Origin of the sequence: Agrococcus sp. DT81.2 (assembly GCF_049844935.1) — a bacterium.
Lineage (GTDB): Bacteria > Actinomycetota > Actinomycetes > Actinomycetales > Microbacteriaceae > Agrococcus.
Map to the genome: position 1 here is coordinate 16,784 of NZ_JBNCLZ010000012.1, position 23,828 is coordinate 40,611.

The following is a 23,828-nucleotide window of genomic DNA, read 5'->3' on the forward strand; positions in this document are numbered from 1 at the left end:
CAATATGACCGAACCGATCCCCGCCGAGCGCCTGGCCGAGATGCGCGAACGGGCACGCCATGAGTCCGACGCAGACGTGCTCGCAGACGACGTGCCCGACCTGCTGGCCGAGGTTGAGCGGCTACGCGAGCAGGGTGAAGACCTCACGGCCACAGTTGCCACGGTCGAGCAGAAGCGCCGCGAGGGCATGGAGGGGTGGCGGAAGTGCGCTGCGGCCCTCCACGATGTCGAAGATGAGCGCGACCGCGCCGAGGCCGCGCTCGCCCGCTTAACCGACGACAGCATGGCCGACCATCTGACCGACGCGCTCGTGATGACGAGGCTGTCCGATCACGCGGGCACCGACATGCGGCTCATCAACGAGGCGGCAGGGAAGGTGCTCGCCGCGATCCGTGCCGTCGCCGCTGGCGGGGAGGCGCAGGCATGAGCGAGCCGATCGGGTGGTGGCTGCTTTATACGGTCGCGCTCAGCATCGCGGTGGTCGTCGCCGTGTACCTGCACCACCTGCACAGGGTTCGCCAAGACAATCGAGCTTGGCGCGAACGCATTGCGCCGTGGGTAGAGGACATGGAAGCCATGCAAGCTGACTGGGATGCGACCGCCTGCGACCTGAGCGTGGCGTGGGGTGACCTGTCACCATCCGAGCGACTTGACGCGAACCGTCGCGCTGTCGAGAACGAGATCCGCAAGGGCATCCCGGGCGAACCGCTCAGCAACCCGAACGCGTTCCGCCGTGGCCGTTGACCCCGAGAACGGCCCCATGCCGACCCGCCCCTTCCGCATCCCCGACCGCATCTACTTCGCAGCCAAAGAGCGGGCGGAAGAGGAAGGGACAACCCTGTCCTCCATCGTCCGCAACGCACTAGACGACTACGCGCACAAGCCGCGCGTCGAACAGCCCGAACCGATGACGCCAAAGCAGATGGCAGAGGAAGTCATGCGCGCAATCCGCGCAATCGGCTAGAGACCCGACTTCCTCAGCGCCTCGTCCACCGCGACACCGACCCAGAACTCGAACCGCGGCTCTTCCTTCTTCATCGCGTCATAGCCAGGGTGAAGAGCAGGGATATTCCGCATGCCCTCTTCCCACCAGCCAGCCATCGCACCCTGACGCCTAGCCAGATTGGGGCCGATCTCCGCTTGATAGCCGGTCCCGCCCCCACCGATACCCAACGCCTCTCGAGCGAGTGATGCGCCGGTAACGTTCAGGTCGTAGTCGATCGAGCCGCCGATCCACTTGAACGCCGACCCCTCATTGACCTTGCCGCCCAAGTTCTCGGCCCACGTGTCCTTAATCGCGAGCGCCGAATCCCCGACCGCCTTCTTGATCCCATCCCAAGCCTCAACCGGCGCGTTCGACAGGTCATGGGCGAGCTTCGTCAGGTCGCTGTCGGCCACGAGTCCACCTCCACAGAGAAGCGGCGGGCGGTGGAGTGCGTCTGCAAGTGCAGGTCAGTGATACGAACCTTCGTGCCGACCAGCGCGGGATCCTCACCCGCAGCCGTGCACTCGAGCACGTCATCGACCCGCAGGCCCGCAGACGCATCCCACGGCAGCCAGAGACGCAGGGCGGACACGATTGTCGTCTCGCCCTGCGTTTCCGCCCGCGGCGAGTCCACATCCAGGTCACGGAGGCGGCCAGGACCGTCGTAGACGACCTCCCCGGCCGGGGCCGTCCACTCGCCCGTCTCGTCGTCAAACACCGGCGCAGAGCCGCGCGTGCAACGCCACCGATCCACCATCAGCTTCTCAGCGAGGCGGCGACCGTTACGCAGAACGCGCATGCCAGCCTCCTAAGCCCAGGGGAAGTACACGTTCGGCGTGTCAGTCGGAACCCACACACCTGGCGCATGACGCTCGCCACGAGTCGTCGCGACCGTGTACAGGCCACCCGTCGTCGACCGCTTCAGGCCCGACAGCATCCGACGCTCAGAAGCCGTCAGATACGCGCCGGCCTCGTCGACCTTCCAGCCCTGATCGAAGTCATCAATCGAGCCGCGCGTCTGCGCCTCACGGTTCTCGTACACACGGGAAGCGCAGTACAGGGTGACCATGCGGGCCGCGTCAGGCACGGCCCCGTCAAGGACACCCGTCTCGGTCAGCCAGTCACGACCAACCTCGACCCGGACGAGCGAGGAAGCGAGCCGGAGACACAGCAGGGCGCGCTTCTCGTCAACCGTCCCGGCGGCGATAGGCTCACCGATCCAGTCGGCGAGGTCCGACACATCTGCTAGCGTCTCCGGCTCAGCCATCTCAGACCCCCGAAGCCGTGACCGACACAGCGCGGTTGGCGTCGAGCGTGGCGGCACCGTAGAAGGTGTCGACGATGCTCTGGTCCTCGAGCTGCAGCGGGTTGTAGTGCTGGATCCAACGGAGCGCGAAGCCATCCTCAGCGACGGTCGCCGACTTCGCGGCACCCTCCGGCTGACGCGACGGGCGCGTGACGTGAGCGAACGCGTCACGGTGGTACGCGATACCGAAGTCGTCAGCGAGCTCCGACGCGGCGATGATGTCGAAGCCAAACAGGCGACCGATGGTGGCGTTGCGGAGCGTCTCCGACGTGCCAGCCTCGTTCACCTTCTGGAGCTGCGACAGGCCCAGCAGGTGCGCCTCGATCTCAGCACCCACAGCGAACGTGCGACCATCGGCCGGCACCTTACGCGTGTTGAGCACCTGACGAGCCTTGATCAGCACCTGCAGGATGTTCGAGCCATCCGCCGCAACAGCCGGGATCGAAGCGTCCGTCGCGATAGCCGACATCTCAGTGATCAGCGGCGCGGCGAGCGCGTCAACGACCGACTCAGCCTGCGGGCGAAGAACCTGCTGCTCGAGCGACGTCAGCGTGAACGTAGCGAAGTCATCCGGCAGACGGAGCGCGTTGTAGACCTGGTTGTCGAGCGTGACCGGAATCCACGTCTGCTCCAGCTCGTTGAACTGGATCGCAGCGCGAGCGTCACGGTTGGCCTTGGTGTAGACCTTCGCCTCACCAGCCGAAACCGGCGCGAGCACGTTGACCGTCTGGCCACGACCGGCGACGAACTCCTGCGAGAAGTCCTGACGGACCGTACGAGGCAGGAGCGAACGGTGACGGAGCGCGGCGAGCGTCGAACGCGCCGCCTGCTCCGGGGTGTAAAGGGTGTTTGCCACGGTGGGCCTCCTAATAGAAATGGGGTAGTGAGCACCACCAGTGGCAGTGCGTTACTTGCGGAACATTCGCTCCGCGAGCTTGTCGAGATCGGCCTCTTCGACCGGGACTGTCGGGTCGCCACCGCCACGGAGCTGCTCACGCGGCTGCTGCGACGGAGGGCGCTTCGAAGTGACGAGCGTCAGCAGCTTGTCGGCGTCCTCGAGGAGCTCCTCTTCCGTCGAGCCGCGCAGGCGCTCAGCCAGCTCAGGAGGCAGGCTTGCCCTGATCGCGACCTTCAGTCGAAGGTTCTCCGCCTCGAGGTCAGTGACCCGCTTACCGGACTCGCCGGCGGCCTTCTCTGCCTCGTCGGCCTTCTTGGCCCGCTCGCGCAGATTGCGCGCCTCAGAGTTCAGCTTGCGGATCTTCTCCCGAGCCTGATCCGCGTCGAACACAGCGCCCTCCTGGGGCGCGGCCTCAACGCTCTCGTTCTGCTCGTCGGACTCGGATGCCTCCAGGGCGTCCAGCGTCTCTTCCACGTTCTGCTCAGTCATGGTTGGTGCCCTTCCTGGGGCGTGTGAGTTGCCCGCCCACCAGGGGCGGTTCCCCGCTTGACGCGGGAAGTCTTATCGGTAGCCCTGCTCGCGCAAACGATGCAGGATCGTGTCCTCGTCATGCCGGACACCGTCACGGGAGTACGGTGCACGCCGGACACCCTCAGTAGCGGTCGCCTCTTCAGCGGCCGCCTGGTAGTCGTCGATCCACCGCTGCTCCGTCTCGTTCGGCTGCCACTCGCCATAGACGAGCTCAGCCGAACAGCCGCACCGGTCGTGGTAACGGGATCCGTTAGTCGAGGACCGTGCCGACGACTCCGACCCGTACACAGGTCCGCGAGTCGCGAGCATCGCGCAGAACGCACACGGGCTGCCATCAGTGACACGACGCCACCCGACGACCGACCTGTCCGCGCGAGCAGTGAGGTCGACCAGCGACCGCCCGCCCTGCTGCACATGCCGCCGGTACGCGCCCGCCACCTTGTTACCCGCCTTACGGTGCGCCTCGACCGGGTCAAGACCGGCCTGCTGCTCGAGATACAGAGCAGCAGGGCCAGTCAAAGACAGCGACGTCACCACCCGCGCACGATCCACCACAGGACGGACGATCGGCCCCGTCACGCCCTCAGCCTCAGCCAGACGGTACGACGCGACGTAGTCGGCCGCGAGCTCCGCCGAAGCGTCGTGATACGCGACAGCACCGATCAACGAAGCGGCCAGCCACCGGTCACGAGTCGACTGAATCCGGACTGGGTCCAGTTCAGCCCACATCTCCCGCATGACCGCCTCAGCCTCAGAGGCAAGAGCGATCTGAGCGCGACGGTGAGCCTCCGTGAGCCGCCTACCCTGCGCTGTCAGAGCCACTGATCTGAGCCCTCAAAGCGGACGCGATCACCGTCTCCTCGGGCGGGTGCGCCTCACGCCACTTCAGCCAGACAGTCACATCCTCAGCCGAGACGCCAGGGATCCGATCCCACAGTTTCTCCGCCGGAACGCCAAGCTGCGACGCGATCTTGCCCAGCGCGTCAGCCGCCTGCGACAGCGACCGCGAACCGAGATCAGCCCACTGAATCGACAGAGTGAAGTCCGCAGCGTCCCGCTCACGCCCCTCGACATGCGAAGCCAGTCGAAGCGTCTGCGCGTGCGAGTCCCCGAACCCGAGCTTCCGCTCATTGGCCTTCAGGTCCAGGATCGACCGCGCCTCAGTGATCGCATCCGCGGACAGGTTGATCATCTTGCCCGTCAGCGAGTGCGCCGGCGTCTGCGAAACCGCAGCCAGAGCCTCAACATCCGACTCCCACGCCTTGATGAACCCGTCAAGGCTCGTCTCAGGCAGGCTCCCGAACGTGACGCCCTCACCGCCCACGAGGATGTCGTTCTGGCGCAGGATCAGCTTCTGCGCGTCCTGCTCCTCAGGCGTGCCAGGCTCGTCCAGGCCAGTGGCCGTCCGAACCTTCCACGAGTTGAAGTGCTGAGCGAGCATCCGGTCGAAGGACGTCTTGTTGATGCGCTTCGCCATGTCGATGAACGGCTCAACCTCGCCAGGCGTGCGCCCCTCAAGGTCGATCTGGTTCGAGTAGCGGATCGCCGGCGCAACACCGACACCATGCTCCTCATACGACACGTACTGCATGCGCGGACCCGACGTGCCCTGCGTCTCAACCAGCGTGTAGGCGGCCGTATCGTCGACGACCACGTAACGGTTCCCGATCTTGCGGACGTAGTACATCGGGTACTCGTCGACCACCGGATCCTGGTAGACCGCGTACATGTCGCGCGGCGAGTAGCCACGGATCACAGCACCCTGATCGCCAGGCATGACCGTCGTGTACGCGTACCCGTAGGCCAGCGCGGCACGGTGGATCGCACGCTGACGCGACTGCATCCGGTTCCGCAGCCACGGCTGCCAGATCGCAGACGTGTCCGTCACCTCAGACGAACGCACCAGCTCAGCGACAAGCTGCTGAGCGATCGTCGTAACCACCAGGCCCAGCCAAGGCGTCTCAGACAGGCCACGAAGCGCCTGCTGCTCGAGGCCCGCCTTCCGAGGAAGGTCGATGTGCTCAGGATCCCACCGGTACCACGCGTCGATCTTGTCGAGCCCGCTGCGCTCAGCGTTCAAGCCAGGGATCAGAAGATCATTGGCGAGCTCGACGACGCTGTTCTGCTTCATCACCACACCGAGCCGCCCTTCTTCGTCGTAGTCATCACGAGCCGTCGCACCATGCGAGCCCCAACCAGACCAACCGCAAGGTCGATCTTCTGCTTCGATTCGCGCGATTCCTTCGCGATGGACACAACGCCCTGCACCGGGTAACGGCGGGCATTCAGCAGGTGCCTGCGCATACGCGGGTCACCATCCCAAGTGAGATCCCCAGAGAGGATCTCCTCGCGCGTGAACGCGACCGCCTCCGCGAACTGCCGAGAACGATCACGGGCCGTCATGTCGAACATCACAGACGAACCCTTCCCGCCACGCGAACCCGAAGGCCACACCTTCAAGCGACGCCCATACTTCAGGTGCCACTTCTCGATCAGCGGATCCCAGTAACGTTCCATCGTCTCGTCGTCCAGCACATGCGACGGATCAGCGAAGAACCCAACCGGGCGGTACTTCGCGAACGCGTGGTCAACGGCCGCATCAATCTCCGTCCGAGGCGACGTCCAACCGTCCCCACGGCGGCCAGGAGGGCGCTGCCACATGCCCAGCGGGAACACATGCCCGTCAGACATGCGGCAACCGACCAGGACCGTCGCATCATCCGACTTCGAGCCGTCGAAGAACAACGTGATCTCTTCGCCATCATCAACCACCAGCTCACGGTCGATGAGCGGATCAATCTCCGCCGGCGACAGCCACGAATCCTCAGCCGCAACGATCTGGTTGTACCACTTGCGGCGAGACTCAGACACAGGGTTGGACGGTGACGCGATCGACTTCTTGATGCGCTCCGTGTTCAACCACACAGCATCCCCACGCACCGCCTCGAGCACCTCACCAGCCGCATCAAGCGACATCGGAGCGTCAGGCGGAGCCTCAAGCGAGTCGTACAGGACACCAAAGTCGATGATCTTCGGACGGTCCGACGCGTCCTCCGCGTCCGGGTCGCCCAGAGTGTCCTCAAACCCCTCACGCATCCGCTGCGCCACCGAATCCTGACCAGGCCGGTACGCGTTGCAGATGTCCAGCACACGCGCCGGATAGCCAACCTCAGCCTTCGCCGCGTTACCGTCGATGACACCAGCCATAGCGTGCCCGCCGTTAGTCTCGAGCCAGTTCTGCGTCTCGTTACGGATCACCTGCGACGGACGAGCACCCTCAAGCGCCATCGGGTTAGACGTGACCGCCTGCACCTGCCGCGAATCGCCCATCGCCCACAGGTTCTCCTTACCGATCTGGATACCGAACCGGGTCCGAGCCTCACGGCTAATCAGCGACGGGAACAGCTTGAACGTGTTACGCGTCTGGTCCAGCGACACCGCCGCGACCTGCACCCACGCCGCCTCATGGTCACGCCCCACAGGACGATCCCCATCCCAGCGATCGAACAGCGTCGGCGCGAGCATCGAACCGACCGAGACGGTAGCCGCGATCGGATCCTTACCCCAGCCCTTGAGCCGTTGCAGGACCGCAGAGTGCGACAGGAGCTCACCAGACGAGTCGACCGCGTAGTACCAGAGGAGGAAACGGGCCTGTTCCATCGTGAACTGCCACGGCTCCGAACGATTCCGAAGCCACAGCCCGCACCACGACAGGAACTCCCAGCCCAGCGTCGCCTCAGGGAGCGACCAGTCGCCGTCCCACTGCCATGTCGGCCCAACCCTCACAGGCTGCCAACGATGCGCGGGAGGCGTCACGCGGGCAAGCTCACGCCTATACCAAGCCTCGATCTCACGCAGTTCAGCGGAATGAGACAGGTGGACGGCCGGCGCTGCCTTCGGGACAGCCACCGCTACTTACCGTAAGCGGCCGCCCAGCGAGTCTGCGCCGCCTCCCGCTGCTGGTTCGCCTCGCCACCCGACTCGTCCGGAAGCTTCAAGCCACGCACCAGCGACGCGAGCGTCGAACGGTGCTGCCGAAGCTCGGAAATCAGCGGATGCGCCACAATCTGACCCATCGACCCCGACGTCGTCAACGGCTCACCAGCGAGCGCATCCTCAAGCCGAACGATCAGATCAGCCTCAGCACACGCCGCGCGAAGAACCTCAAGCTCGTCCGCGCGAAGCGTGTACGACTCGACCGTCTGCGACCAAAGGCGCGCGCCAGCCTCACCGAGACCGGACGGGACAGTTGACTTAGCCATCGGGTGTCCTCCTGGGACGCAGCGCGCCCACCAGGGGCGACTAAGTAAGCGAAGCGACGACGCCAGAGATGTCAGCGAGCCGAGCAGGTGCGCCACGGAACCGCTTGCCCGTGACCGCGATGTAACGACCGGCCGAGTAAACCTCCACCGTCGTACCGACCGACCGCAGGTTCCGGCCAGGCGCTTCCTCGAGCAGACCGAAGATGTGAATCCCAGTACCCGACTGCGACACCTCCATGAAGGTGCCAGCAGCAGCCGCGACAACCGGCTCAGCCCACGCCTCGAGGCTCCCATCTGGACGGATGCAGCCATCAAGGTCGATGCAGCCGATGCCCTCACCAAGAGCGAAGCCGAGGCCCAGCCCGACCGGAGAGGCCAAAGCCTCACCGTAGGAAGTCCAGGTCGCCGGATTGGTCGAGGAAGCGGACCGGCCGGCGCAAGTGACCGGGCGCTTCGTCGGCTTCTTGCCTCGGTTGACGAGCACCCACCGCATCCAGCGGTCGCGGGTCGTCATCTCGAGCGGCAGGCCGACACGCTTCTGCGCACGATGCCAGTACACGCGGCAAGCCGTCGTGCAGAACCGCGCGCCAGCACGAGCCAGCGACAGGCCCGCTCCACACTGCTCGCATCGACGATCGCTCATGCGACCAGTCTAGCGGGTGTTACGGATAAAGCCAGCAAGCCAGCGGAATCAGCGCGATCGGCTAAGAGTGGGTTCCCGCAGGAGGGCCGGAATCCGGGGCCAGTAGGGCGAGCCCACCGACGCTCCGAAACGCGCCCAGGGGGCCGCCCAGAGGCTCCCAGCACCCTCCAAAAAACACAGCTCGGTCGCACGCTGATCCGGAACTGCTATGCCCAGCGGCATACCGGCCGGGGAGGGGGAGGTGACCCCAGGGGGTCGGTCAGCCCTCGTCGCCGCCACTCTTCGGGGCACGCTTGGTCGGTGCCTTGACGGGCTCGGCGACTCCCGCTTCGATGAGCCGGTCCGCGATGGACTGGCTGACGTCGGTGGTGTCGCCCTGCTTGTGGCTGCCGGCGTTGCGGGTGAAGGTGATCTTGCTCATGGCTGGATCCTTCCGGGGTGTGTCTCGGGTGGGCGGAGTCTGAGTCGCGCCTTGTCGGTGTTGCGTTGGGCTGACTCGCGTGCGGTCTTGGCGCGGTGGCATGGGCCAGATAGCCACTGGAGGTTGGTGAGCCGGTGGTCGTCGCCTGGCCTGATGTGGTCGGCGTCTGTCCCGATGCCGTCGCACTTGATGTGGTGCACTGGCGCTTCACACTTGCCTGCTGCGCGCTTCTTGGTTTGCGCTCGGAGCTTGTACCAGTCATCGGGTAGCCGGTCGCGCCTGTCACTGGTGTGCCATGCCATCAGGCGGCACCAGTGAGCACGTCCGCGAGTGACCAGTCGAGCCGGTCGGACTTGCGTACGTTGCATCGTGCGCAAGCCGCTTGGACGTTCTCAGGCGTGTGCGATCCGCCCTTGGCGAGCGGGACGATGTGGTCGATGGTCGGCGACTTCGGATCCGGGTAGGTCGCTTCCATGTCGAGCGGGCACCAGCACAGCATGCACATGTGGCCGTCGCGCTTGAAGATGTCTTCGCGCTTGAAGGTGACTGCTCCGGCCGCGCCGCGCTTGAGTGCCTTGCGTCGCGCGTGCTGTGCCTTGCGCGCGTCGGTCCATCCGTCTGATGGCGCTGGCTTCCAGAGCCCGTTGGCCTTCATCCACTGGCGGTAGTGCATGGCGCACATGCCGCGGGAGTTGACCGAGCGGTCGCATCCGGCGTGCTTGCAGGGCGCGGGCTTCTTGGTGAAGCGGTGGCCTCTGTTCAGCTCGCGCTGGCGTTCGCGTGCGCACGGGTCGCAGAACTTCTTGATCGCGCCGACGCCGATGTAGCAGAAGGTGGAGGCGCATCGTCCGCAGGTCACGGGTGGGCGCTGCTTGCGCTCCTCGAGGGACTTGGCTCGCCATGTTGCGAGGCGCTGCTCTCGGGTGCGCGCGTATGTTTCGCGTGAGCGGCGGATGTCGCGTGCTTTGTAGCAGGTGTCGCTGCAGACCTTGCGGCTGCGGTGCTTGGGCGTGAACTCGTGGCCACATTCGGTACACGTGTGCATGTGGTTCCCCTGTCGGTGGGCATACGAAAAGCCCTCCGCGACGGGGATCAGTCCGTCCGAGGGCACTCGTCCCCGACAGGACGAGCGGTCTTGCTTGGCTAGTTGTTGCCTCGTTGTGCGCAGCAGTCGCAGCCGTGCGGACATGTCTCGAGGTCGACGTCACACATGGTCACTCCCAGTAGTCGCGCGAGCGAACGGCGGCGACGTCTTCGGGCTTGGTGCTGAATGCTCGGAGCCGGTGCGCCATCATCGCGGCCTGTGCCTTCTCGGCTGGGCTGTGGCGTTCTGCTCGCTCGCGGATCTTGGCGAGCTCGTCGCGAAGGCTGATCTTGTTGCCGATGCCGCTCATGGCTACTCCTTGCAGTGTTCGCGGGCGAGTGATGGGACGGCGCAGAGTGTGCCGCAGTAGTCGCATCGCCAGCGCGCGTACGTGTCAGTCGTCAAGCTCGTCGTCGTAATCGGCGAGCAGGTCGAGTGCGGTGGATGCGTCTGCGGTGTCGAGTAGGCCGCGGATGTGGTGGTGGAGCATGCCGGTGCGGTTGAGGGTTACGTATCCGCTGGTGCCGGGTTGGTCGTCGGGTGTGCGTGTGGTGGCGACGAGTACCCATTCGGTGACCCAGGCGTCGGCGTTGTGCTTCTTGAAGACGTCGTTGATGGCGTCGTCGAGGTCGTCCGCTTGGTCACGCATAGCCGGCCCTTCGCTAGAGGAACACCGCGTCTGACGTGTGCAGCGGGTCGTGGTTCCCGATGAGGAATGCCAAGAGGCCCGACCGGGCGTGGATGCCGGTCGTGTCTGTGAGCCACTTCGATCCGTCGTCGCAGGACGGGCACTGGTAGACGAAGGCTGAGCCGACGTCATATGCCGCGTAGTGATGGCGGTGAGCTGTGACCCACACCTTTGCCTCGTAGGCGCGGGGGTCGTAGCGGACTTGACCGCCGAGCCACTTGACGAACGACACTTCGCCGCTACCGGGGATCTTGTGCCCGTGGTTGAACCCGACCTTGACGCCGGCGACATCCGCGTAGACATTGAATTCGTCGTGGGGGATGGTGAAGGTGACGTGGGGGAGCTTGTCGGCGACGATCATCTGCAACGCTTCGGCGAGGAACGCTGACCCGTTGTCGCTGTCGGAGGTGATGGAGTCCTTAGCGCCACCCTGACGGCCGAACTGGGTGTGGTTGCAGAGGACGGTCACGAACTGGCCCTTGGGTGCGAGCGGGAACACTTGGCCCGCTACCCATGTCCACAGTTCGAGGACGCCCTTCATCTGCGCGCGCAGTCCGCCACGCATGACGGTGGCCGTCTGGTTGGCGTAGTTCCCTGCGATGCCTTCGAACGGGTCGCCGTTGTTGACGACGACGATCTCGTCGATGTTGACGCCTGCTGCACGCTGACGTGCGACGTAGGCGATGAACTTGGCGACACCGTTGCGGATGCGCTTGAGCGTGGCCTCGGGCGATCCCTTGCCGTACTGGATGTCCGAGAGGTTGAGGATCGCTGCGACGGGCGTGCTGGTCGTGACGGGGTGCGCCTGTGCGGGCGTGTCCCAGAGCATCGACGAGAGCCGCTGAATGTCGGCGGGTGTGATGGGGTTCTCGAGCTTGCGTGCGCCGGGGATGGGTGTGGCGGACATGCGGTTGGAGAACATGTCTTGCCCGTAGGCGATGGCGCGGATGGAAAGCTTGTAGTCGTCGGGGTCGTCGCCGGATGCCTGTATCCATGCACGCGCGTCGGCGAGGGTGACGGGACGGTCGCGGATGGCTTCGACTGTGCGGGTGCCGTCCGATGCTTCCTCGGTGGTGGTCGTGACGGTGGGGACGTGAGCTTCGAGCGCGAACCTGACGAGCCGGGCTGCGACCTTCGCGCGCGTCTCGCCGGTCGCGTACTTCGCTGCGAGGTATCCCGTGGTGAGGCCGGCGACCACGTCTGCTTTGAATCGGTCGTTGCGTGCGAGGTCTTCGGCTTGCATGGTCATGCGGGCTGTCCTTCCGGCCAAGGAAAAGGGGTGTGCGGCTCGACCAACGGGCCGGCGGGTCGAGCCGCACACGATTAGGGGGCAGTTGGTTACCGGGTGCCAGCCGGTCGACCTCGACCGTCAGAGACAGGAGGCCAATGCTTGTTCCCCGGACAGTTGCCGTGCTGGCTGTTGGTGTGTTGTGGAGCACGCAAGCCGGGGAAGTCGTGGAACGCGGAAGGCCCCGTCGTCTTGACCGGGGCCTTCTGGAAGTAGAGACACTTCTATCGCGTACTTCAGGGTAACACGGATTTGAGGAATCCTCAACATCTTGCCGAAGATTCTTCCAGCGTGTCGCGAGGTGGTCGCTAACCCACTCCGAGCGCCCTCAACTCGACGTAGTCAGCCTCCGCCCCAAGGTGACTGCCGAGCGCCCTCAGCAGATCGACGCCCTGCCATCGCTCCCCGCACGCGTGGCAGTCTGCGGCGAGATCCTTACCCGGCCAGTAGTAGGCGATGAGCGCGTGCATCTCCCCTTCTGGCGTGTAGACGCGCGACTCCCCGCAGCCGGGGCATGCGCCGATGATCTCCTTCTTGGTGGGCGGGTCGAGGAGCAGTTCGATGTCGGCCCGCCACTTCTCGACTCGGCCTGTCAGTCGGGAGTGCGCGATCTCGGTCATCGCGTTCGTGGCCCTGAGCGCGTCTCCCTCGATGCCGACGAGTCGCAACGTGTCGATCAGCTCGCGGTGAGGGTTGCGCCCCATGAGGTTGAGAGCCTCCTTCGCCTGCGAGTCGATCTTCTGCCACAGGTCAAATGCGGCGGAGTTGATGAGGTTCCGTTCCGCTGCGAGGGATCCGCCGGCCGTGCTGCGTCCACTGTTGGACCCGATCATGTCCGCGAGCATCAGGATCCGCGGCTTGTGCTCGATGACCTGATAACCCTGGCGGTCGTCGTCTGGTGGCAGGATCTCCGCCCACGGTTCAGTGAGCGCCTGGCACGCATCAACGAGAGCAGTCACGATGTCTCCTTCTCGAGCTTCTTGTTGGCGGCGTTCAGTTGTGTGCGGAGGCTGTCCGCGTAGTCGTACAGGGACCGGTCAGCGGACATGTACGGGAACCGGGCAAGGATCGCGTCGTATGCCTCGGTCACGATCTGGTGCACGTCCGAGTGCGTCCACGGGATGCGCGTCCCGTACGTGACGCACGGGGTGGACACGCACGCGCACAGGTCGTCGTGGGTTTCGGCATCGAGCTTCCGCTCAACCTCCTCGGCGATCTCGTCTCGCACGCTCATGCGGTCCCTCCTCGTCGTGTTGGTCCGTTCCCGTAGCGGCGTTGCAGGTCCGCGAGCGCATCCTTCTCCTCGGCCTGTTCCGCGTACTGCTGCGCCTCGTCCTGCGCAGACTCCGACTGAGCGGTCATCGCCTAGAAGGGAAGCTCAGAGTCGGGGTATGCCTGGCCGGGTGCGCCCCACACGTCCTGCTGCGGGGGCTGGAACGACTGCTGCTGGGCGGGTGCGGCGTACTGCTGCGACGGGCCGGCGCTGTTACCGCTCGTCTTCGTCACCTGCACGGTCGCCCGCTTGACGGACACCGCGAAGTCGGTCACCTCGAGCTCGGTCGACGACCGCTTCTGCCCGTCCTGCTCCCACTCGCGGGTGTAGAGCTTGCCAGTGACGGTCACCTGCGTGCCCTTCTCGAGCGACGACAGCGACCCCTGGATGCCAGCAGCAACGTCGCGCCACGCGCTGCAGCGGAGCCAAAGCTTCTTCCCGTCGACCCAAACATCGTCCTTCTTGTAACGCTCGGTGGATGCGACGGTGAACGATGCGAGCGTGCCGTTGCCGACCTGCTTGATCTCGGGGGTGTTGGTGATGCCGCCAGAGACGGTGATGGTTGCGGTCATGCGTGGTTCTCCTCGTAGTGGTTGATTGATGCGAGTGCGTCTGCCAGCTCGCGGTCGGTGTAGGCGCGCAGGGTCTTGATCCGGCGCGGGGTTGGGTGGAGTAGTGCGTCTTGGATGGTTTTGGCGGTGAGGCGGCGTGCGGGCGTCTCGCTGGACTCCTTGTAGACGCGCGTCTCGGCTAGGAGTCGCTGCTTGTCGTCCTGGTCGAACGACTTGAGGAACAGTTCGAAGCCGATGTCCGATTCGCGCCAGGTGTCGTCGGGTCCGTCCCAGCCTGTGCGGGCCGGCGTCTGCAGCCGGGTCATGCCGGGACCTCCACGTCGAACAGCGGGCTCTGGGCGGTTTGCTCAGCTGCTACCTGCTCACGCCGACGCACTACCCCGCCCATGACGCCGGTTCCAGGGAACAGGTCGTCTACGTCGTCGCCGGCCGTCCAGCCCATGAGGTCGAGCACCCAGCCGCAGAACCGTTCGGGCTTAGCCCCGGTCAGTCCCTTCCGCATGGTGATCGACTCGGCGAGGTGATCGCGGCCGACTGGTGCGCCCTCGGTTGACCTGTCGCGTCCGGGGACGAACAGCACGGGTTCCCAGGTGTAGGCGATCCGCACGTTCCGCTTGAACGCTGCGAACGGCTTGACCCATGAGGCGATGCGGGCGTTACGGGGGGCGAGGGGGAGGATGTCGTGCAGGTTCCCGGACGTCATGGACAGCGCCCATCCGTCGTAGCCGTCGAGCGTCGTGAACAGCCGCTCCCATGCTTCGATGTCGTCGTACTCACGGGTCGCGGCGGCGGCTGTGTCGTTGTAGAGGTTCCCGTGGCCGTAGTAGGGCGGGTCTGCATACGCGAGCCTCATGCCGCGGCCTTCCCGAGACGTGCGGCCGCTTCGATCGCTGCCGGGTCGCCAGCCTCAACGGCCAGGTAGTCGATGCCCGCGTCGAGGAGCGCCTGCCTGCGTGCCGCGAGATCCTTCCACGGTGCCTTGCGCGCCTCGGACTGCGCCGCCGCCACACGCTCGCGGACGTTCGCGGGCATCATCCACTTCGTCGACTCCCGGTAGTGAGCCTTGAGAGCCGCAACCGCATCCACGTAGTCGATGTCGTCGAGGAGTCCCGCCCACACCTGCACCGCTTCGGTCGTCACTGCCCGGTTGTCGAGCGTGGCGGCGATCGTGAGGAGCTGTGACGCTTCTGCCTGGTTCATGCTTCGATCTCCCAGATGGTGTCGGTGTGGGCGGCTTCGAGGTTGCGGAAGTGTTCGACGACGGCCATGTTCGCGGCCTGCCTGGCAGCGGCGCGTTCGTGGCCGGTGGACTGTGCCGTGACCGGTTGCGGCAGTGGGTCCGTCCACCGCTCCTGGTTGATCCACGTCTCGAGACCGGGGATGAACCGCGTCTCTGTGCCAGCCGCTGCGTAGGCGTCCCCGTAGCGGATGACGTCGGCGGTGAGCTGGTCGAGTCCGCGCTTCTTGACTGCTGCCCGGAACTTCGCGAGGGCGGGCTTCTTCTTGTCCTTCTTCGGCCAGTGCGACCATGCGGATTCGAATGCGATGGCGACGGTGTCGATTTCGACGGATACAACACCGTTAGGTGTTGTTGTCTCTGTCTCTGTCTCTGTCTCTGTCTCTGCAACACGAGTGGCTTCGGTTTCGCTAACCGACTGGGTTACCGACTCGGTTAGCGGTTTGCGTCCACCCTTGAGCCCGTTCGCCCGATTCTTCGCGGAACGGTCAGCAACTTCGGCCTTCGTCTCCTGCATGTCGGCGTAACCGTGCAGCAGGTAGTCGCCGTCCGGGAGTTCGATGAGCGACGGGTTCTCTGCGTCGTTGCTCAGCAACTCGCTAACCCACTCGGAACCCAGTCGGTTAGCGACTCGCTTAGCGATCCGCCCGTCCGTGAGGTACTTGCGCGAGTAGAGGATCATCTCGACGTGAGCGCGGAACGCTCCGTCTGAGAGGCCGGCGATCTTGGGGTGGTCGGCGTAGTCGAGGTCGAGTCGCGCGAATAGGCGAGTGTCCTTGCGGGGGCGCATCAGTCCTCTCCCCACATTCGGTATCTGCCGGGGAACAGGTCGCCGTCGCTCGCGTTGCAGGTGCCGCACTGGACGTTTGCGGACGGCCCGTAGTAGCTGCGCTCGATTGGGCTGGTGATGATGAACCGGAACTCGCGGACCTTGCGGCACCTGAAGCACCAGCGGTCGTCGCCATCCTTCTCGTTCTTCACTTCGACCATGCGTGGGCCGTAGCAGATTGAGATACCGGGGCCGACGTAGCAGCCGTGCGGCTGCGCGTCTACCGCCTCTGTGTCGGTCTGCGTTATGATGTCGGTAGCCAATTTCACATTCTCCCTAGTACGGATGTGGCTTTGGTCAGGCTCCGAGTTGAGTGTTGACGCACTCCTCGGGGCCGTTCCAATTCTACCGCAATTCGCTGAGCATCGCTCATCTTCGTTGTGGAATACGCGGTGGATAACCTGTTCACTCGTACTCCTCCACTTCGAATGGCGTGATGAGTGCGGCCCTGACGATCGCCGCGTATGGGACGCGTACCGGCGTGGTCCCGAACATGGGCATGACGTGTACGTGTCGCCGGCCATACGACGTGATCCGCTCCCAGCCGTAGCCGCGGTCAACATGGCTCGACTGGGCGATGTCGATTGCACGCTCGAGATCAGCGCGCGTAGTCATGCGCGCCTCACTTCCGGGTATGCGCAGGCGGGGTCGGTGCAGATGTTGTTGCGGATGGAGTCGATGCCGCAGCGGGGGCAGTAGGCGGCGCTCACTGGCCGGCCGCCTTCGTGAGCTCGGCCTTCTTCGCGTTGGTGGCTGCGAGGATGCGTGGGTCGTTGCTGCCCGCGTTCTCCCATGCGGTCTTGAGCGCGTCCATGCTGTCCGCGTTGGCGATGGCGTCGAGGTGGCGGGTGATGGCGGGGTCGACGTCAGGGAGCGGCTGGATCGTGACGGGTGCGCGCTTGCCTCGGGTGGTTGTGAGGCTGAGGGTGAGGGGCTTGTCGAGGTGCGAGAGGTGCGAGATGCGGATCCCACCCACGACGGCTCCACCGAATCGGACGGTCGGGTCGCCGTAGAGGGTCATGCGCCGGCCGACGTACTCGGACGCGTCAGAGCCCCATGCGGCCACCAGGACGCGGCGTGCGGTCTTCGACGGCTTGAACGGGCGTCCGGGGAACTCGTGCAGGTGGATCTCGACGGGCTGCTCGGCGGTACCGGCGCGAACCTCGGAGACACTGACGGTCTTCGGGCCCGAGATGTAATCGTCGAAATTCTGCTGGTCCGACTTGGGGGCGGTGGTGTTGCTGATGTCCATGTTCATGCTGCTTTCTGAGTTCGTGTGCGGATGCGGTCTTGCCATGCGCGGGCTTCGGCTTGTCGGCACGACTCGCAGACGCGCTCTCTGGCCCTGTAGTGGCGTTTCGCGGCGGCTGTGGTGCCGCAGGGCAGGGGTTCGGCCTTGTGCCCGTGTGCGGCGGCGTAGCTGTCGTTCCAGCGGAACCGCATCTCGTCTACGCAGTCGATGCACCTGCAGCCGTGGTGCTTGTAGCAGGTGGTCGAGTCAGCGTGCTTGTGGCTATCGGGACACGTCATGCGACATCTCCCGCGAGGTCGAACAGGCTCATCGGCGTGTTTGCGAGCCGCTTGGCGATCAGTTCGCAGTACGCCTCTTCGACTTCCACGCCGACCACGGGTCGGCCGAGGTTCCGTGCCGCGAGGAGCGTCGCTCCTGACCCCGCGAACGGGTCGGCCACTACTCCCACGGTGTGCTCGATGAGCTTCTCCATGAGGCCGACAGGCTTCGGCGTCGGGTGGTCCGGGCGGGTGTTCACGGGCGGCTTGTTCGCGCGGATTACTGCGCCTCCGCGCTTTCCAACGAACCCGCTACCGAGGATGTAGAACTCCTCGAACGATGACCCCCACGGCAGGCTCAGGTCGCCCATGCCCGGATCGTCACCCTTGTCCCAGATGCCCGTCTGTCGCACACCGGCTGGCTTCGCAACCCGCCACGTCCCGAAGACGATTGCAGGCCGGTCCTTACCCCAGAGCGCCAACGCCTTGTCTCGCGCCTGCAGGTCACCGTCGCCAGCGATGGCGCGCTCGGGTCGCCCCTTCACCCACCCCGACGAGTAGGCCATGCCATACGGTGGGTCCGTGACGAGCGACTCCGCCGCGAGCCACTCCGTGTGCTCCGAGAGGCAGTCGCCGTGGTAGAGCGTCACAAGTTCGTCCTGGTAGTAGATGCTCACTGCTGTCCCTCGCTGGTCTTGGCTTGGTTTCGGCGGCGAGCCCACTCGCGCGAGGAAGTTGTCTTGCACGCGCGGCAGCTCCTCGTCTGGCGTCCGTCACGGTTCGTGTAGACGTAGGTGTTGCTGGGCGTGTACTCGTGGCCCCGCGGGCATGCGGTGCGCGTAGCGGCGGCATGCGTGCGGTTCCGCACCGAGTCGAGGGAGTTCGCGCTAGGAGTGGCCCACCGCAGGTTCTCGAGCCGGTTGTCGTATGGGTCGTCGTTCCAGTGGCAGCCGAACATCCCGTCCGGGCGCGGGCCGACGAATGCCTCGAGGACGAGGTGGTGCACGCGCACGACTCGGCTCTTGCCCTCGAACTGCACACGCACACGCAGGCATCCGTTGCTGTTCTGCCAGAGACGTAGCATCCGGCCCGGGATGCGGTGTCCTCGCGTGTTGAGGTGGTCGATGGAGCGGACGCGCCCGAGGTTGGATACCTCGTGGTTGGGGTAGCCCGGAACCGCGAGCCACTGTTCGGTTGCCATTAGATGCTCACCTCGACGTCCTCGATCAACCAGTTCGGCGCGTCGATGTATTGGATGTCTTCGAGGCGGGTGGGCCAGGTGTCGGTGTCGAGGCATTCGCGGAGGGTGCGGCGTGCGTCGCGGGCGGAGTCGATGCCGATGTGGCTGTAGAGGTCGTCGAGCTGGTGGACGGCGACGAAGTGGGGGGCCGCCTTCTCGACGACGACGAACCTGAACCCGATGTCGTCGCGGGCCGTCTCGAGGCGGAGCGCGTCGAGGTAGTGGCCGGACTGGATGTGATAGCCGTACGTGCTGATCGACTTGCCGAACTCGCGGGCGGTCGCCTTGGTGCCGGTCGTCTTCAGGTCCACGGCGATGGGGTCGGCCGTGTCGAGCCCGGGCAGGTAGTCGAACCGTGCCCGCATCTCGATGGCCGTTTCATCGCACGTGGCGAACACGGATGCCTCGGGGTTGCCGGGCTGCTCGAACAGTCGGCGTGCCTCGGGGTGTGCGAGGACTGCCTCACTCATCGCATCGACCTGCAGAGCGTCCTTCCGCAGCAGTGGCGTGGTGCCGTCTGCGCGTGCCTGGTCGCGTGCTTCCTTCGCGGCCTTCGTCAAGTAGTTGTCGAAGTCGAGGACGGTGGTTGCCATGCCGACGCCGAGCACCTTCGCGTGTACGGCGTGCCCGATGTCGAACGCGTCCGACGTGCGTGCGGGCTGCGTGAGTGCCCACTTGTAGCGGGCCGGCGACTCGAGGATCTGGCGTGCCTGCGTCGAGGACAGCGCGTGGTGCTGGTGGTACAGGAACTCGTCGTAGATCAGTTCGATGCTCACAGGGGGCCTTCCTTTGCCGCGTACCACAAGTCGTCGTTGATGAGCTCGTAGCCGTCGTCGTAGTCGTATTCGTCGGGCAGCACGTACGAGCACTCAGGGCACTCGTCGGCGGGGATCTGGTCACACATCGGGCATCTCCCCGTCGTTGGCTGTCTGGATGTGAATGTCGACTCCGGGGAGCTGCGGTTCGCCGTCCCAGCGGAGGTTGTCGGGGTGGATGTATGCCTTGGAGGCGGAGATCTTGACGATGGTTGAGTCGTCGCGTACTGCGCCGGATGAGGTGAGCGCATCGCCCACCGCCCTGATCAACTTGTCGAGGTCGGGGCGTGTGCTCGGGATAGTGCGTCGCGTCTTGGGGTGCGACTTGGGGCGGGGCATCCAGAAGGTGAGGCCTAGTCGGACTGCGTCGGGCGCGGTCCAGTCGTGTTCGGTCATGGCTGCGAGTGCGCCTTGTCGGACGTCTTCGCGCCAGGGCTTGACGTTCTTGGAGGACTCGACCATCTGGACGGATGTGGAGCCTGCGCGGGAGAAGCCGCGCTTGGATCCTTGGGGTGCGGCGGTGCCGGCGACGAAGAACCTCACTTGGCGTCCACCTCGATTGCTTCTTGTGCCTCGTATGCGTGGTCGGTGAGGACGCGCATGGCTTCGGCGGTGTCGGCTGCGTGGATGTCGCGGAACTCGCAGCGGAGGGTTTCGAGTGCGGCGTTGAGGTCGGCGTACTGCTTGTCGGACAGGTGGGTGCCGATGCGCTTCTCGACGTCGATGACGACGGGGCCACCGTCTGCGAGGACGTGGAGGGCGGACTGCCTAGCGGCGATCGTGGCTGCCGTGAACGGGTGCATGGCGGTCATTCGGTCACTCCCAGCTCGCGTAGTCCGGTGGGGATGTCTTTGCGTGCGACGGGTCTGCCGCCGCGCCACCAGTCGCCCTTGGGTGTCTGCATGTAGATGGAGGCGAGTCCGCGGATAGTTTCGCCTTCGATGTAGTAGGCGGGGTTGGTGTTGGGGGGCTTGGGGAGGTCGAGGCGCGGGAGGTAGATAATCTGCGCGTCAGACATTGCGCACCGCCTCGAACACGTCGGGGTAGGCGCTGCTGATCTCGACGGCAGTGCAGGTGTGGCCGAGGCTCCGGTAACGCTCGTGCACCTCGCGGATGCCAGCGTCACGGCCGCGCTTCTCGGCTTCCTCGACCTCAGTGACCGGGACGAGACGGACGAGATCGGCGGGCACGTCGGAGTCGGGTACATCGCCGTTGACCCACAGGTCGTGCCATCCGGTAGGGCTGGTGGCGTAGATATCGCAGTTGACGAGGTTCCCGCTCGCCCTGTCGATCTCGGTCTGACTTGCGTAGACACCGGGCTCGGTCGGCAGCGTCCGCTCAGGCACGGCACGCTCGACGATGTAGCCCGTGTCACTGAACGCGGTGAACGGTACGTACCCGAACGAAGCGGCAACCCCGTAGCCGTTCATGGAGACCTGCGCGTGGATGGTGTCGCCGTCTTCGCGGGTCAGGCGAACCGTGTCGGCGGGCTTGAGGTCGGAGAAGAGCGCGGCTTCCCATTTGGTGTCTGTGTTCATTGGATGTATCCGTTCTCGATGAGGCCGGCGAGCATGAAGCCGCCGAGGATGATGAGGACCGCGATGGGCGGCCAGAATCGGGTTTCGCGTCGCTGCTTGAGTCGGGTAGCGCGGTCGTGTTCGCGTTGCAGGTCGGCGGCGTACTCACACGCCTCCCAACCAGTCACTTGATGCCCGCCTGACGCTTGGCGCGGTCGTACGCGCGGACCAGCCAGGCGGGCCAGTCGTCAGCGAAGATCGCCTCGGACTGCGAGCCGCCACCGGACAGGCGCTTGACTTCGGCGAACCGAGAGTCGGGCACGATGTGGACGGTTTCGAACTCGAAGTCGTCGGTCCGCGTGTTCCAGTCGGTGAGGGCAGCGGTCCAGCGCATCGCCCCGAAGTCGAACTCGAAGACTGCTTCCGGCTCGATGCTCATGCGAATACCTCGTCGTCGAATGCGGCTTCGAACCGGGCGGCCATCTCGACGACCGCGGCATCGAAACGGGCAGCGGACTCCTCAGCGAACGAGCTCACGAGTCGACCCCCATCAGGTCGGGGCGGTCGTAGCCGTAGTGGAGGAGGTGGTTCTCCTGCGCGTCCTCGTACTCGCGGCGCTTCATGTCCACATAGGCGGCAGAAGCGGCCTCGTCGAGTGCACGCTCAACCTCGACCATCACGTCGACGGTCGAGTAGCCGTCCGGGAACGCGACCCGCTGCGCCTCACCGCGGCTCATCGCCGACCACACAGGGAGTCCTCGTAGCCGGCCATGCGGCCAGCCCAGAACGCGATACCGACCGAGAGCACGTTGCCGACCAAGACGGCGATCGTGACCCACAACGCGCTCACCGTGCCACCTGCTCGAGTTGGTCCGCGATGTCACGGAGCATGCCGGCGAGAGCATCGGAGGTGCCGTCAGTGGTGGCGGAGTAGATGCCTGCCCGGTCGATGGTGATGAGCGAGTACGTCTCACCCATCGGACGCTTCGGGCCGTAGATGGCGCTCATGCGTAGACCCCGATGGATGCGATGTGAACGGTGTGCTCGCGGATCGCTTCGGGCCGGGTGGGCTGCGGGTCGGACTCGAACTCGCCGCATGCGCACTTCGACTGGAAGCCGCCCATGTTGGGGAAGTGGAGGACGTACATCGAGTGCGCGTTCACGACGTCACCAGCTTCCACATGGTTGCGGCGCGTCCGGTGGGGGAGCCGTGGGGGACGACACCAGCGGCCTCGACGTGCTGCTTCGTGACGAGCTGGGCGCGTGCGGTGCGGATGCGCTGCTCGGTGAAGGGGATGCCGCCCTTGTTCGCGGCGCGGGTGAGGTGGATGCGGTAGATGGTGCTGTCGGTGACGCCGCCACCGAGGGCGAGGATCGCGAGGACTTCGCGCTCGGATGCCTCACGGGCGGGCTGGTTCTCGCCAGCCAACACGGAGGTCAGCGGGTCGGTGTTCCGCGCCACAGGGGCGTCGGATACGATCAAGTTGGACATCGGGTGTTCTCCTAGTTGTCTCGCCCCTCCGGCCGCTGCAACGGCTTGGAGGGGCATCTGTCTTCTAGTGCTTGCGCTTGGCGCGCTTGGACTGCGCGGGCTGTGCCCACGAGTCGGTGGACGGCTTGAGTGCCGCCGTGACTTCGGCGAGGTCGAAGCGCCAGAGGCGTCCGATGCGCATGCCGGGGATCTCGTCGGCGTTGGCCTTGATGCGGATCGTTTCGGCGGTGACGCCGAGGTGTTCGGCGAGTTGCTCGGCGGTGAGGGCGGTCATGCTGCGCTCTTGAAGCGGGTCGGCAGTAGGTCGGCGGGCGCGATGTTGAGCGCGGTGGCGATGCGGCCGATCTCGGTGACGGTGAAGTCGGCGTGGCCGGCGATCTTGCGCCGGAACGTCGTTGCGGGGATGCCCGCGGCTTCTGCTGTTCCCTTGATCGACCACTCGCCTGCGGTCATCGCGGCGACGACTCGTCCTGCGACGGTGTCGTGGTTGGTAGTCATGTGACGACCATAGGTCGCCATTTGGCGACCCTGCAAGTTTGCGTCGGCGTGTCGCAATCTTGGGGTGGCGCTGAGGTAGGGGGCCAATCCGAAGCGCGCGCCTAGGTTGGGGTCGTCAAAGCGGCGCTAAAGTCCACGTATGGCAACCGAGGGATTTGCGGCCAGGGTCGCAGCAGAGCTTCGAGCGGAGCGCGCTCGCACCCGGATCACGTTCGCTGAGCTGGCCGAGTCTGCGGGGCTGTCGAAGACCGCGGTGATGCACTACCTCAACGCGAGGCGCGCGATCCCGCTCCCCGCGTTCTTCGAGTTGTGCTCAGCGCTGGGCGTTTCCCCTACGGTCATCTTCGAGCGCGCGGAGGAAGGCTCGCAGAAGCACTGAGGGTCGCATGCCGCAGAGATGTGCGGTGCGGGCCGCGTGCGTGACCGTATAAGCCTGTCCGTCTTCGGAGGGCGTGTCGGGCTGTGCGTACTGCGTCGTTGCGTCCATCGTTGGTCACCTCTGTGTCGGGGTACGTCCGCTAACGGTAGTCGTAGCCACTGACGGCGCGCGGCGTCTCCCAGGTGTCGATCAGGTAACGCCGCGTCATCTGGTGTTGGCGCGCCAACATTTCGCGGCGTGTCGCGCCCCTTTCGAGGGGTAACCGCTAGTGGTCAGGTGGGCTAATATTCCGCGTCATCTAGCGGAAAACGGCCCAATGTGTCACACTGGAAGTCACTGGTTCAAGTCCCGTTACTCACCC

44 protein-coding genes and 1 pseudogene are annotated in these 23,828 nt (G+C 65.3%); 4 read left to right on the forward strand and 41 right to left on the reverse strand.

Translation table 11 applies throughout. From position 1 onward, the window contains the following. The first annotated feature begins 4 nt into the window (after window positions 1-4). Genes ACLQ21_RS15460 through ACLQ21_RS15470 form a run of 3 tightly spaced genes read left to right on the forward strand, consistent with a single transcriptional unit; the run spans window position 5 to window position 964 of the window. Window positions 5-427, forward strand: a complete 423-nt coding sequence (locus ACLQ21_RS15460; protein ID WP_425664861.1) for a hypothetical protein — start codon at window positions 5-7, stop codon at window positions 425-427. After that, window positions 424-744, forward strand: coding sequence for a hypothetical protein (locus ACLQ21_RS15465; RefSeq protein ID WP_425664862.1), 321 nt, complete (start codon window positions 424-426; stop codon window positions 742-744). The genes ACLQ21_RS15460 and ACLQ21_RS15465 overlap by 4 nt, the downstream gene beginning before the upstream one ends. After that, a complete protein-coding gene (locus tag ACLQ21_RS15470) occupies window positions 734-964 on the forward strand; it encodes a hypothetical protein (protein ID WP_425664863.1) in 231 nt (76 codons plus the stop codon). The genes ACLQ21_RS15465 and ACLQ21_RS15470 overlap by 11 nt, the downstream gene beginning before the upstream one ends. Here the strand turns inward: ACLQ21_RS15470 and ACLQ21_RS15475 are convergent. The 41 genes and pseudogenes from ACLQ21_RS15475 to ACLQ21_RS15675 all read right to left on the reverse strand — a co-directional run bounded on the left by ACLQ21_RS15475 (window position 961) and on the right by ACLQ21_RS15675 (window position 23,088). Then, entirely contained in the window at window positions 961-1,398 is a 438-nt protein-coding gene (locus ACLQ21_RS15475) for a hypothetical protein (protein ID WP_425664864.1), read from the reverse strand. The genes ACLQ21_RS15470 and ACLQ21_RS15475 overlap by 4 nt on opposite strands. Continuing rightward, window positions 1,380-1,784, reverse strand: a complete 405-nt coding sequence (locus ACLQ21_RS15480) for a DUF6093 family protein (protein WP_425664865.1) — start codon at window positions 1,782-1,784, stop codon at window positions 1,380-1,382. Before ACLQ21_RS15480 ends, ACLQ21_RS15475 begins: the two co-directional genes overlap by 19 nt. Window positions 1,785-1,793: 9 nt before the next feature. Further along, a complete protein-coding gene (locus ACLQ21_RS15485) occupies window positions 1,794-2,252 on the reverse strand; it encodes a hypothetical protein (RefSeq protein ID WP_425664866.1) in 459 nt (152 codons plus the stop codon). Between the two features lies 1 nt (window position 2,253). Then, entirely contained in the window at window positions 2,254-3,147 is an 894-nt protein-coding gene (locus ACLQ21_RS15490; protein ID WP_425664867.1) for a P22 phage major capsid protein family protein, read from the reverse strand. Window positions 3,148-3,198: 51 nt separating this feature from the next. Further along, window positions 3,199-3,678, reverse strand: coding sequence for a hypothetical protein (locus tag ACLQ21_RS15495; RefSeq protein ID WP_425664868.1), 480 nt, complete (start codon window positions 3,676-3,678; stop codon window positions 3,199-3,201). A 72-nt stretch (window positions 3,679-3,750) separates the two neighbouring features. Further along, window positions 3,751-4,458 (reverse strand): hypothetical protein, encoded by a 708-nt coding sequence (locus ACLQ21_RS15500; RefSeq protein ID WP_425664869.1) that lies wholly within the window; start codon window positions 4,456-4,458, stop codon window positions 3,751-3,753. A gap of 61 nt (window positions 4,459-4,519) precedes the next feature. Then, window positions 4,520-5,851, reverse strand: a complete 1,332-nt coding sequence (locus tag ACLQ21_RS15505; protein ID WP_425664870.1) for a phage portal protein — start codon at window positions 5,849-5,851, stop codon at window positions 4,520-4,522. After that, window positions 5,851-7,629, reverse strand: a complete 1,779-nt coding sequence (locus tag ACLQ21_RS15510; RefSeq protein ID WP_425664871.1) for a terminase — start codon at window positions 7,627-7,629, stop codon at window positions 5,851-5,853. The genes ACLQ21_RS15505 and ACLQ21_RS15510 overlap by 1 nt, the downstream gene beginning before the upstream one ends. 2 nt (window positions 7,630-7,631) lie before the next feature. Continuing rightward, window positions 7,632-7,982 (reverse strand): hypothetical protein, encoded by a 351-nt coding sequence (locus ACLQ21_RS15515; protein ID WP_425664872.1) that lies wholly within the window; start codon window positions 7,980-7,982, stop codon window positions 7,632-7,634. A 40-nt stretch (window positions 7,983-8,022) separates the two neighbouring features. Beyond that, the gene (locus ACLQ21_RS15520; RefSeq protein ID WP_425664873.1) at window positions 8,023-8,625 is read right to left on the reverse strand and encodes a hypothetical protein; all 603 of its coding nucleotides are present in this window, start codon (window positions 8,623-8,625) and stop codon (window positions 8,023-8,025) included. A gap of 259 nt (window positions 8,626-8,884) precedes the next feature. Then, a complete protein-coding gene (locus ACLQ21_RS15525) occupies window positions 8,885-9,046 on the reverse strand; it encodes a hypothetical protein (protein WP_425664874.1) in 162 nt (53 codons plus the stop codon). Between the two features lie 301 nt (window positions 9,047-9,347). Continuing rightward, window positions 9,348-10,091 carry an HNH endonuclease gene (locus tag ACLQ21_RS15530; protein ID WP_425664875.1) on the reverse strand — a complete coding sequence of 248 codons (744 nt, stop codon included), beginning with the start codon at window positions 10,089-10,091 and terminating at the stop codon, window positions 9,348-9,350. 169 nt (window positions 10,092-10,260) lie between these two features. Continuing rightward, window positions 10,261-10,440 (reverse strand): hypothetical protein, encoded by a 180-nt coding sequence (locus ACLQ21_RS15535; RefSeq protein ID WP_425664876.1) that lies wholly within the window; start codon window positions 10,438-10,440, stop codon window positions 10,261-10,263. An 84-nt stretch (window positions 10,441-10,524) separates the two neighbouring features. Continuing rightward, complete coding sequence (locus ACLQ21_RS15540; protein ID WP_425664877.1) at window positions 10,525-10,779, reverse strand: hypothetical protein; 255 nt, start codon at window positions 10,777-10,779, stop codon at window positions 10,525-10,527. A gap of 13 nt (window positions 10,780-10,792) precedes the next feature. Next, window positions 10,793-12,067: a hypothetical protein gene (locus ACLQ21_RS15545; protein ID WP_425664878.1), complete on the reverse strand. Its 1,275-nt coding sequence runs from the start codon at window positions 12,065-12,067 to the stop codon at window positions 10,793-10,795. A 347-nt stretch (window positions 12,068-12,414) separates the two neighbouring features. Continuing rightward, entirely contained in the window at window positions 12,415-13,065 is a 651-nt protein-coding gene (locus ACLQ21_RS15550; protein ID WP_425664879.1) for a hypothetical protein, read from the reverse strand. Continuing rightward, window positions 13,062-13,340: a hypothetical protein gene (locus ACLQ21_RS15555; RefSeq protein WP_425664880.1), complete on the reverse strand. Its 279-nt coding sequence runs from the start codon at window positions 13,338-13,340 to the stop codon at window positions 13,062-13,064. Before ACLQ21_RS15555 ends, ACLQ21_RS15550 begins: the two co-directional genes overlap by 4 nt. 131 nt (window positions 13,341-13,471) lie before the next feature. After that, window positions 13,472-13,951: a single-stranded DNA-binding protein gene (ssb, locus tag ACLQ21_RS15560; protein ID WP_425664881.1), complete on the reverse strand. Its 480-nt coding sequence runs from the start codon at window positions 13,949-13,951 to the stop codon at window positions 13,472-13,474. Continuing rightward, complete coding sequence (locus ACLQ21_RS15565; RefSeq protein ID WP_425664882.1) at window positions 13,948-14,256, reverse strand: hypothetical protein; 309 nt, start codon at window positions 14,254-14,256, stop codon at window positions 13,948-13,950. Before ACLQ21_RS15565 ends, ssb begins: the two co-directional genes overlap by 4 nt. Next, a complete protein-coding gene (locus ACLQ21_RS15570; RefSeq protein WP_425664883.1) occupies window positions 14,253-14,804 on the reverse strand; it encodes a hypothetical protein in 552 nt (183 codons plus the stop codon). The genes ACLQ21_RS15565 and ACLQ21_RS15570 overlap by 4 nt, the downstream gene beginning before the upstream one ends. After that, on the reverse strand, window positions 14,801-15,151 hold the full coding sequence (locus ACLQ21_RS15575) for a hypothetical protein (protein ID WP_425664884.1): 351 nt from the start codon (window positions 15,149-15,151) through the stop codon (window positions 14,801-14,803). The genes ACLQ21_RS15570 and ACLQ21_RS15575 overlap by 4 nt, the downstream gene beginning before the upstream one ends. Then, window positions 15,148-15,978: a hypothetical protein gene (locus tag ACLQ21_RS15580; protein WP_425664885.1), complete on the reverse strand. Its 831-nt coding sequence runs from the start codon at window positions 15,976-15,978 to the stop codon at window positions 15,148-15,150. The genes ACLQ21_RS15575 and ACLQ21_RS15580 overlap by 4 nt, the downstream gene beginning before the upstream one ends. Then, complete coding sequence (locus ACLQ21_RS15585; protein ID WP_425664886.1) at window positions 15,978-16,280, reverse strand: hypothetical protein; 303 nt, start codon at window positions 16,278-16,280, stop codon at window positions 15,978-15,980. Before ACLQ21_RS15585 ends, ACLQ21_RS15580 begins: the two co-directional genes overlap by 1 nt. 443 nt (window positions 16,281-16,723) lie before the next feature. Then, the gene (locus ACLQ21_RS15590) at window positions 16,724-17,269 is read right to left on the reverse strand and encodes a hypothetical protein (RefSeq protein WP_425664887.1); all 546 of its coding nucleotides are present in this window, start codon (window positions 17,267-17,269) and stop codon (window positions 16,724-16,726) included. A 274-nt stretch (window positions 17,270-17,543) separates the two neighbouring features. Next, window positions 17,544-18,203 carry a DNA-methyltransferase gene (locus ACLQ21_RS15595; protein WP_425664888.1) on the reverse strand — a complete coding sequence of 220 codons (660 nt, stop codon included), beginning with the start codon at window positions 18,201-18,203 and terminating at the stop codon, window positions 17,544-17,546. Then, window positions 18,200-18,571 (reverse strand): HNH endonuclease signature motif containing protein, encoded by a 372-nt coding sequence (locus ACLQ21_RS15600; protein ID WP_425664904.1) that lies wholly within the window; start codon window positions 18,569-18,571, stop codon window positions 18,200-18,202. Before ACLQ21_RS15600 ends, ACLQ21_RS15595 begins: the two co-directional genes overlap by 4 nt. Window positions 18,572-18,574: 3 nt before the next feature. Beyond that, window positions 18,575-18,823: pseudogene (locus ACLQ21_RS15605) on the reverse strand (NUMOD4 domain-containing protein); the annotation flags it as partial. Continuing rightward, complete coding sequence (locus tag ACLQ21_RS15610; protein WP_425664889.1) at window positions 18,727-19,542, reverse strand: PD-(D/E)XK nuclease-like domain-containing protein; 816 nt, start codon at window positions 19,540-19,542, stop codon at window positions 18,727-18,729. The pseudogene ACLQ21_RS15605 and the gene ACLQ21_RS15610, both read right to left, overlap by 97 nt. Further along, window positions 19,539-19,670, reverse strand: a complete 132-nt coding sequence (locus ACLQ21_RS15615; protein WP_425664890.1) for a hypothetical protein — start codon at window positions 19,668-19,670, stop codon at window positions 19,539-19,541. Before ACLQ21_RS15615 ends, ACLQ21_RS15610 begins: the two co-directional genes overlap by 4 nt. After that, window positions 19,663-20,124, reverse strand: coding sequence for a RusA family crossover junction endodeoxyribonuclease (locus tag ACLQ21_RS15620; RefSeq protein WP_425664891.1), 462 nt, complete (start codon window positions 20,122-20,124; stop codon window positions 19,663-19,665). Before ACLQ21_RS15620 ends, ACLQ21_RS15615 begins: the two co-directional genes overlap by 8 nt. Further along, entirely contained in the window at window positions 20,121-20,393 is a 273-nt protein-coding gene (locus ACLQ21_RS15625; protein WP_425664892.1) for a hypothetical protein, read from the reverse strand. Before ACLQ21_RS15625 ends, ACLQ21_RS15620 begins: the two co-directional genes overlap by 4 nt. Next, complete coding sequence (locus tag ACLQ21_RS15630) at window positions 20,390-20,599, reverse strand: hypothetical protein (RefSeq protein WP_425664893.1); 210 nt, start codon at window positions 20,597-20,599, stop codon at window positions 20,390-20,392. Before ACLQ21_RS15630 ends, ACLQ21_RS15625 begins: the two co-directional genes overlap by 4 nt. Next, the gene (locus tag ACLQ21_RS15635; RefSeq protein ID WP_425664894.1) at window positions 20,592-21,119 is read right to left on the reverse strand and encodes a hypothetical protein; all 528 of its coding nucleotides are present in this window, start codon (window positions 21,117-21,119) and stop codon (window positions 20,592-20,594) included. Before ACLQ21_RS15635 ends, ACLQ21_RS15630 begins: the two co-directional genes overlap by 8 nt. Then, entirely contained in the window at window positions 21,116-21,286 is a 171-nt protein-coding gene (locus ACLQ21_RS15640) for a hypothetical protein (RefSeq protein WP_425664895.1), read from the reverse strand. The genes ACLQ21_RS15635 and ACLQ21_RS15640 overlap by 4 nt, the downstream gene beginning before the upstream one ends. Continuing rightward, window positions 21,283-21,537: a hypothetical protein gene (locus ACLQ21_RS15645; RefSeq protein ID WP_425664896.1), complete on the reverse strand. Its 255-nt coding sequence runs from the start codon at window positions 21,535-21,537 to the stop codon at window positions 21,283-21,285. The genes ACLQ21_RS15640 and ACLQ21_RS15645 overlap by 4 nt, the downstream gene beginning before the upstream one ends. 94 nt (window positions 21,538-21,631) lie before the next feature. Further along, the gene (locus tag ACLQ21_RS15650; protein WP_425664897.1) at window positions 21,632-21,835 is read right to left on the reverse strand and encodes a hypothetical protein; all 204 of its coding nucleotides are present in this window, start codon (window positions 21,833-21,835) and stop codon (window positions 21,632-21,634) included. Window positions 21,836-21,944: 109 nt separating this feature from the next. Beyond that, the gene (locus ACLQ21_RS15655; protein ID WP_425664898.1) at window positions 21,945-22,106 is read right to left on the reverse strand and encodes a hypothetical protein; all 162 of its coding nucleotides are present in this window, start codon (window positions 22,104-22,106) and stop codon (window positions 21,945-21,947) included. Then, window positions 22,103-22,246 carry a hypothetical protein gene (locus ACLQ21_RS15660; RefSeq protein WP_425664899.1) on the reverse strand — a complete coding sequence of 48 codons (144 nt, stop codon included), beginning with the start codon at window positions 22,244-22,246 and terminating at the stop codon, window positions 22,103-22,105. The genes ACLQ21_RS15655 and ACLQ21_RS15660 overlap by 4 nt, the downstream gene beginning before the upstream one ends. 11 nt (window positions 22,247-22,257) lie before the next feature. After that, entirely contained in the window at window positions 22,258-22,590 is a 333-nt protein-coding gene (locus ACLQ21_RS15665) for a hypothetical protein (RefSeq protein ID WP_425664900.1), read from the reverse strand. Window positions 22,591-22,654: 64 nt separating this feature from the next. Then, window positions 22,655-22,864, reverse strand: a complete 210-nt coding sequence (locus ACLQ21_RS15670) for a helix-turn-helix domain-containing protein (protein WP_425664901.1) — start codon at window positions 22,862-22,864, stop codon at window positions 22,655-22,657. Continuing rightward, a complete protein-coding gene (locus ACLQ21_RS15675; RefSeq protein WP_425664902.1) occupies window positions 22,861-23,088 on the reverse strand; it encodes a helix-turn-helix domain-containing protein in 228 nt (75 codons plus the stop codon). Before ACLQ21_RS15675 ends, ACLQ21_RS15670 begins: the two co-directional genes overlap by 4 nt. A gap of 139 nt (window positions 23,089-23,227) precedes the next feature. Between ACLQ21_RS15675 and ACLQ21_RS15680 the strand changes: the two genes are divergently transcribed. After that, window positions 23,228-23,467 (forward strand): helix-turn-helix domain-containing protein, encoded by a 240-nt coding sequence (locus ACLQ21_RS15680; protein WP_425664903.1) that lies wholly within the window; start codon window positions 23,228-23,230, stop codon window positions 23,465-23,467. Window positions 23,468-23,828: the final 361 nt, after the last annotated feature.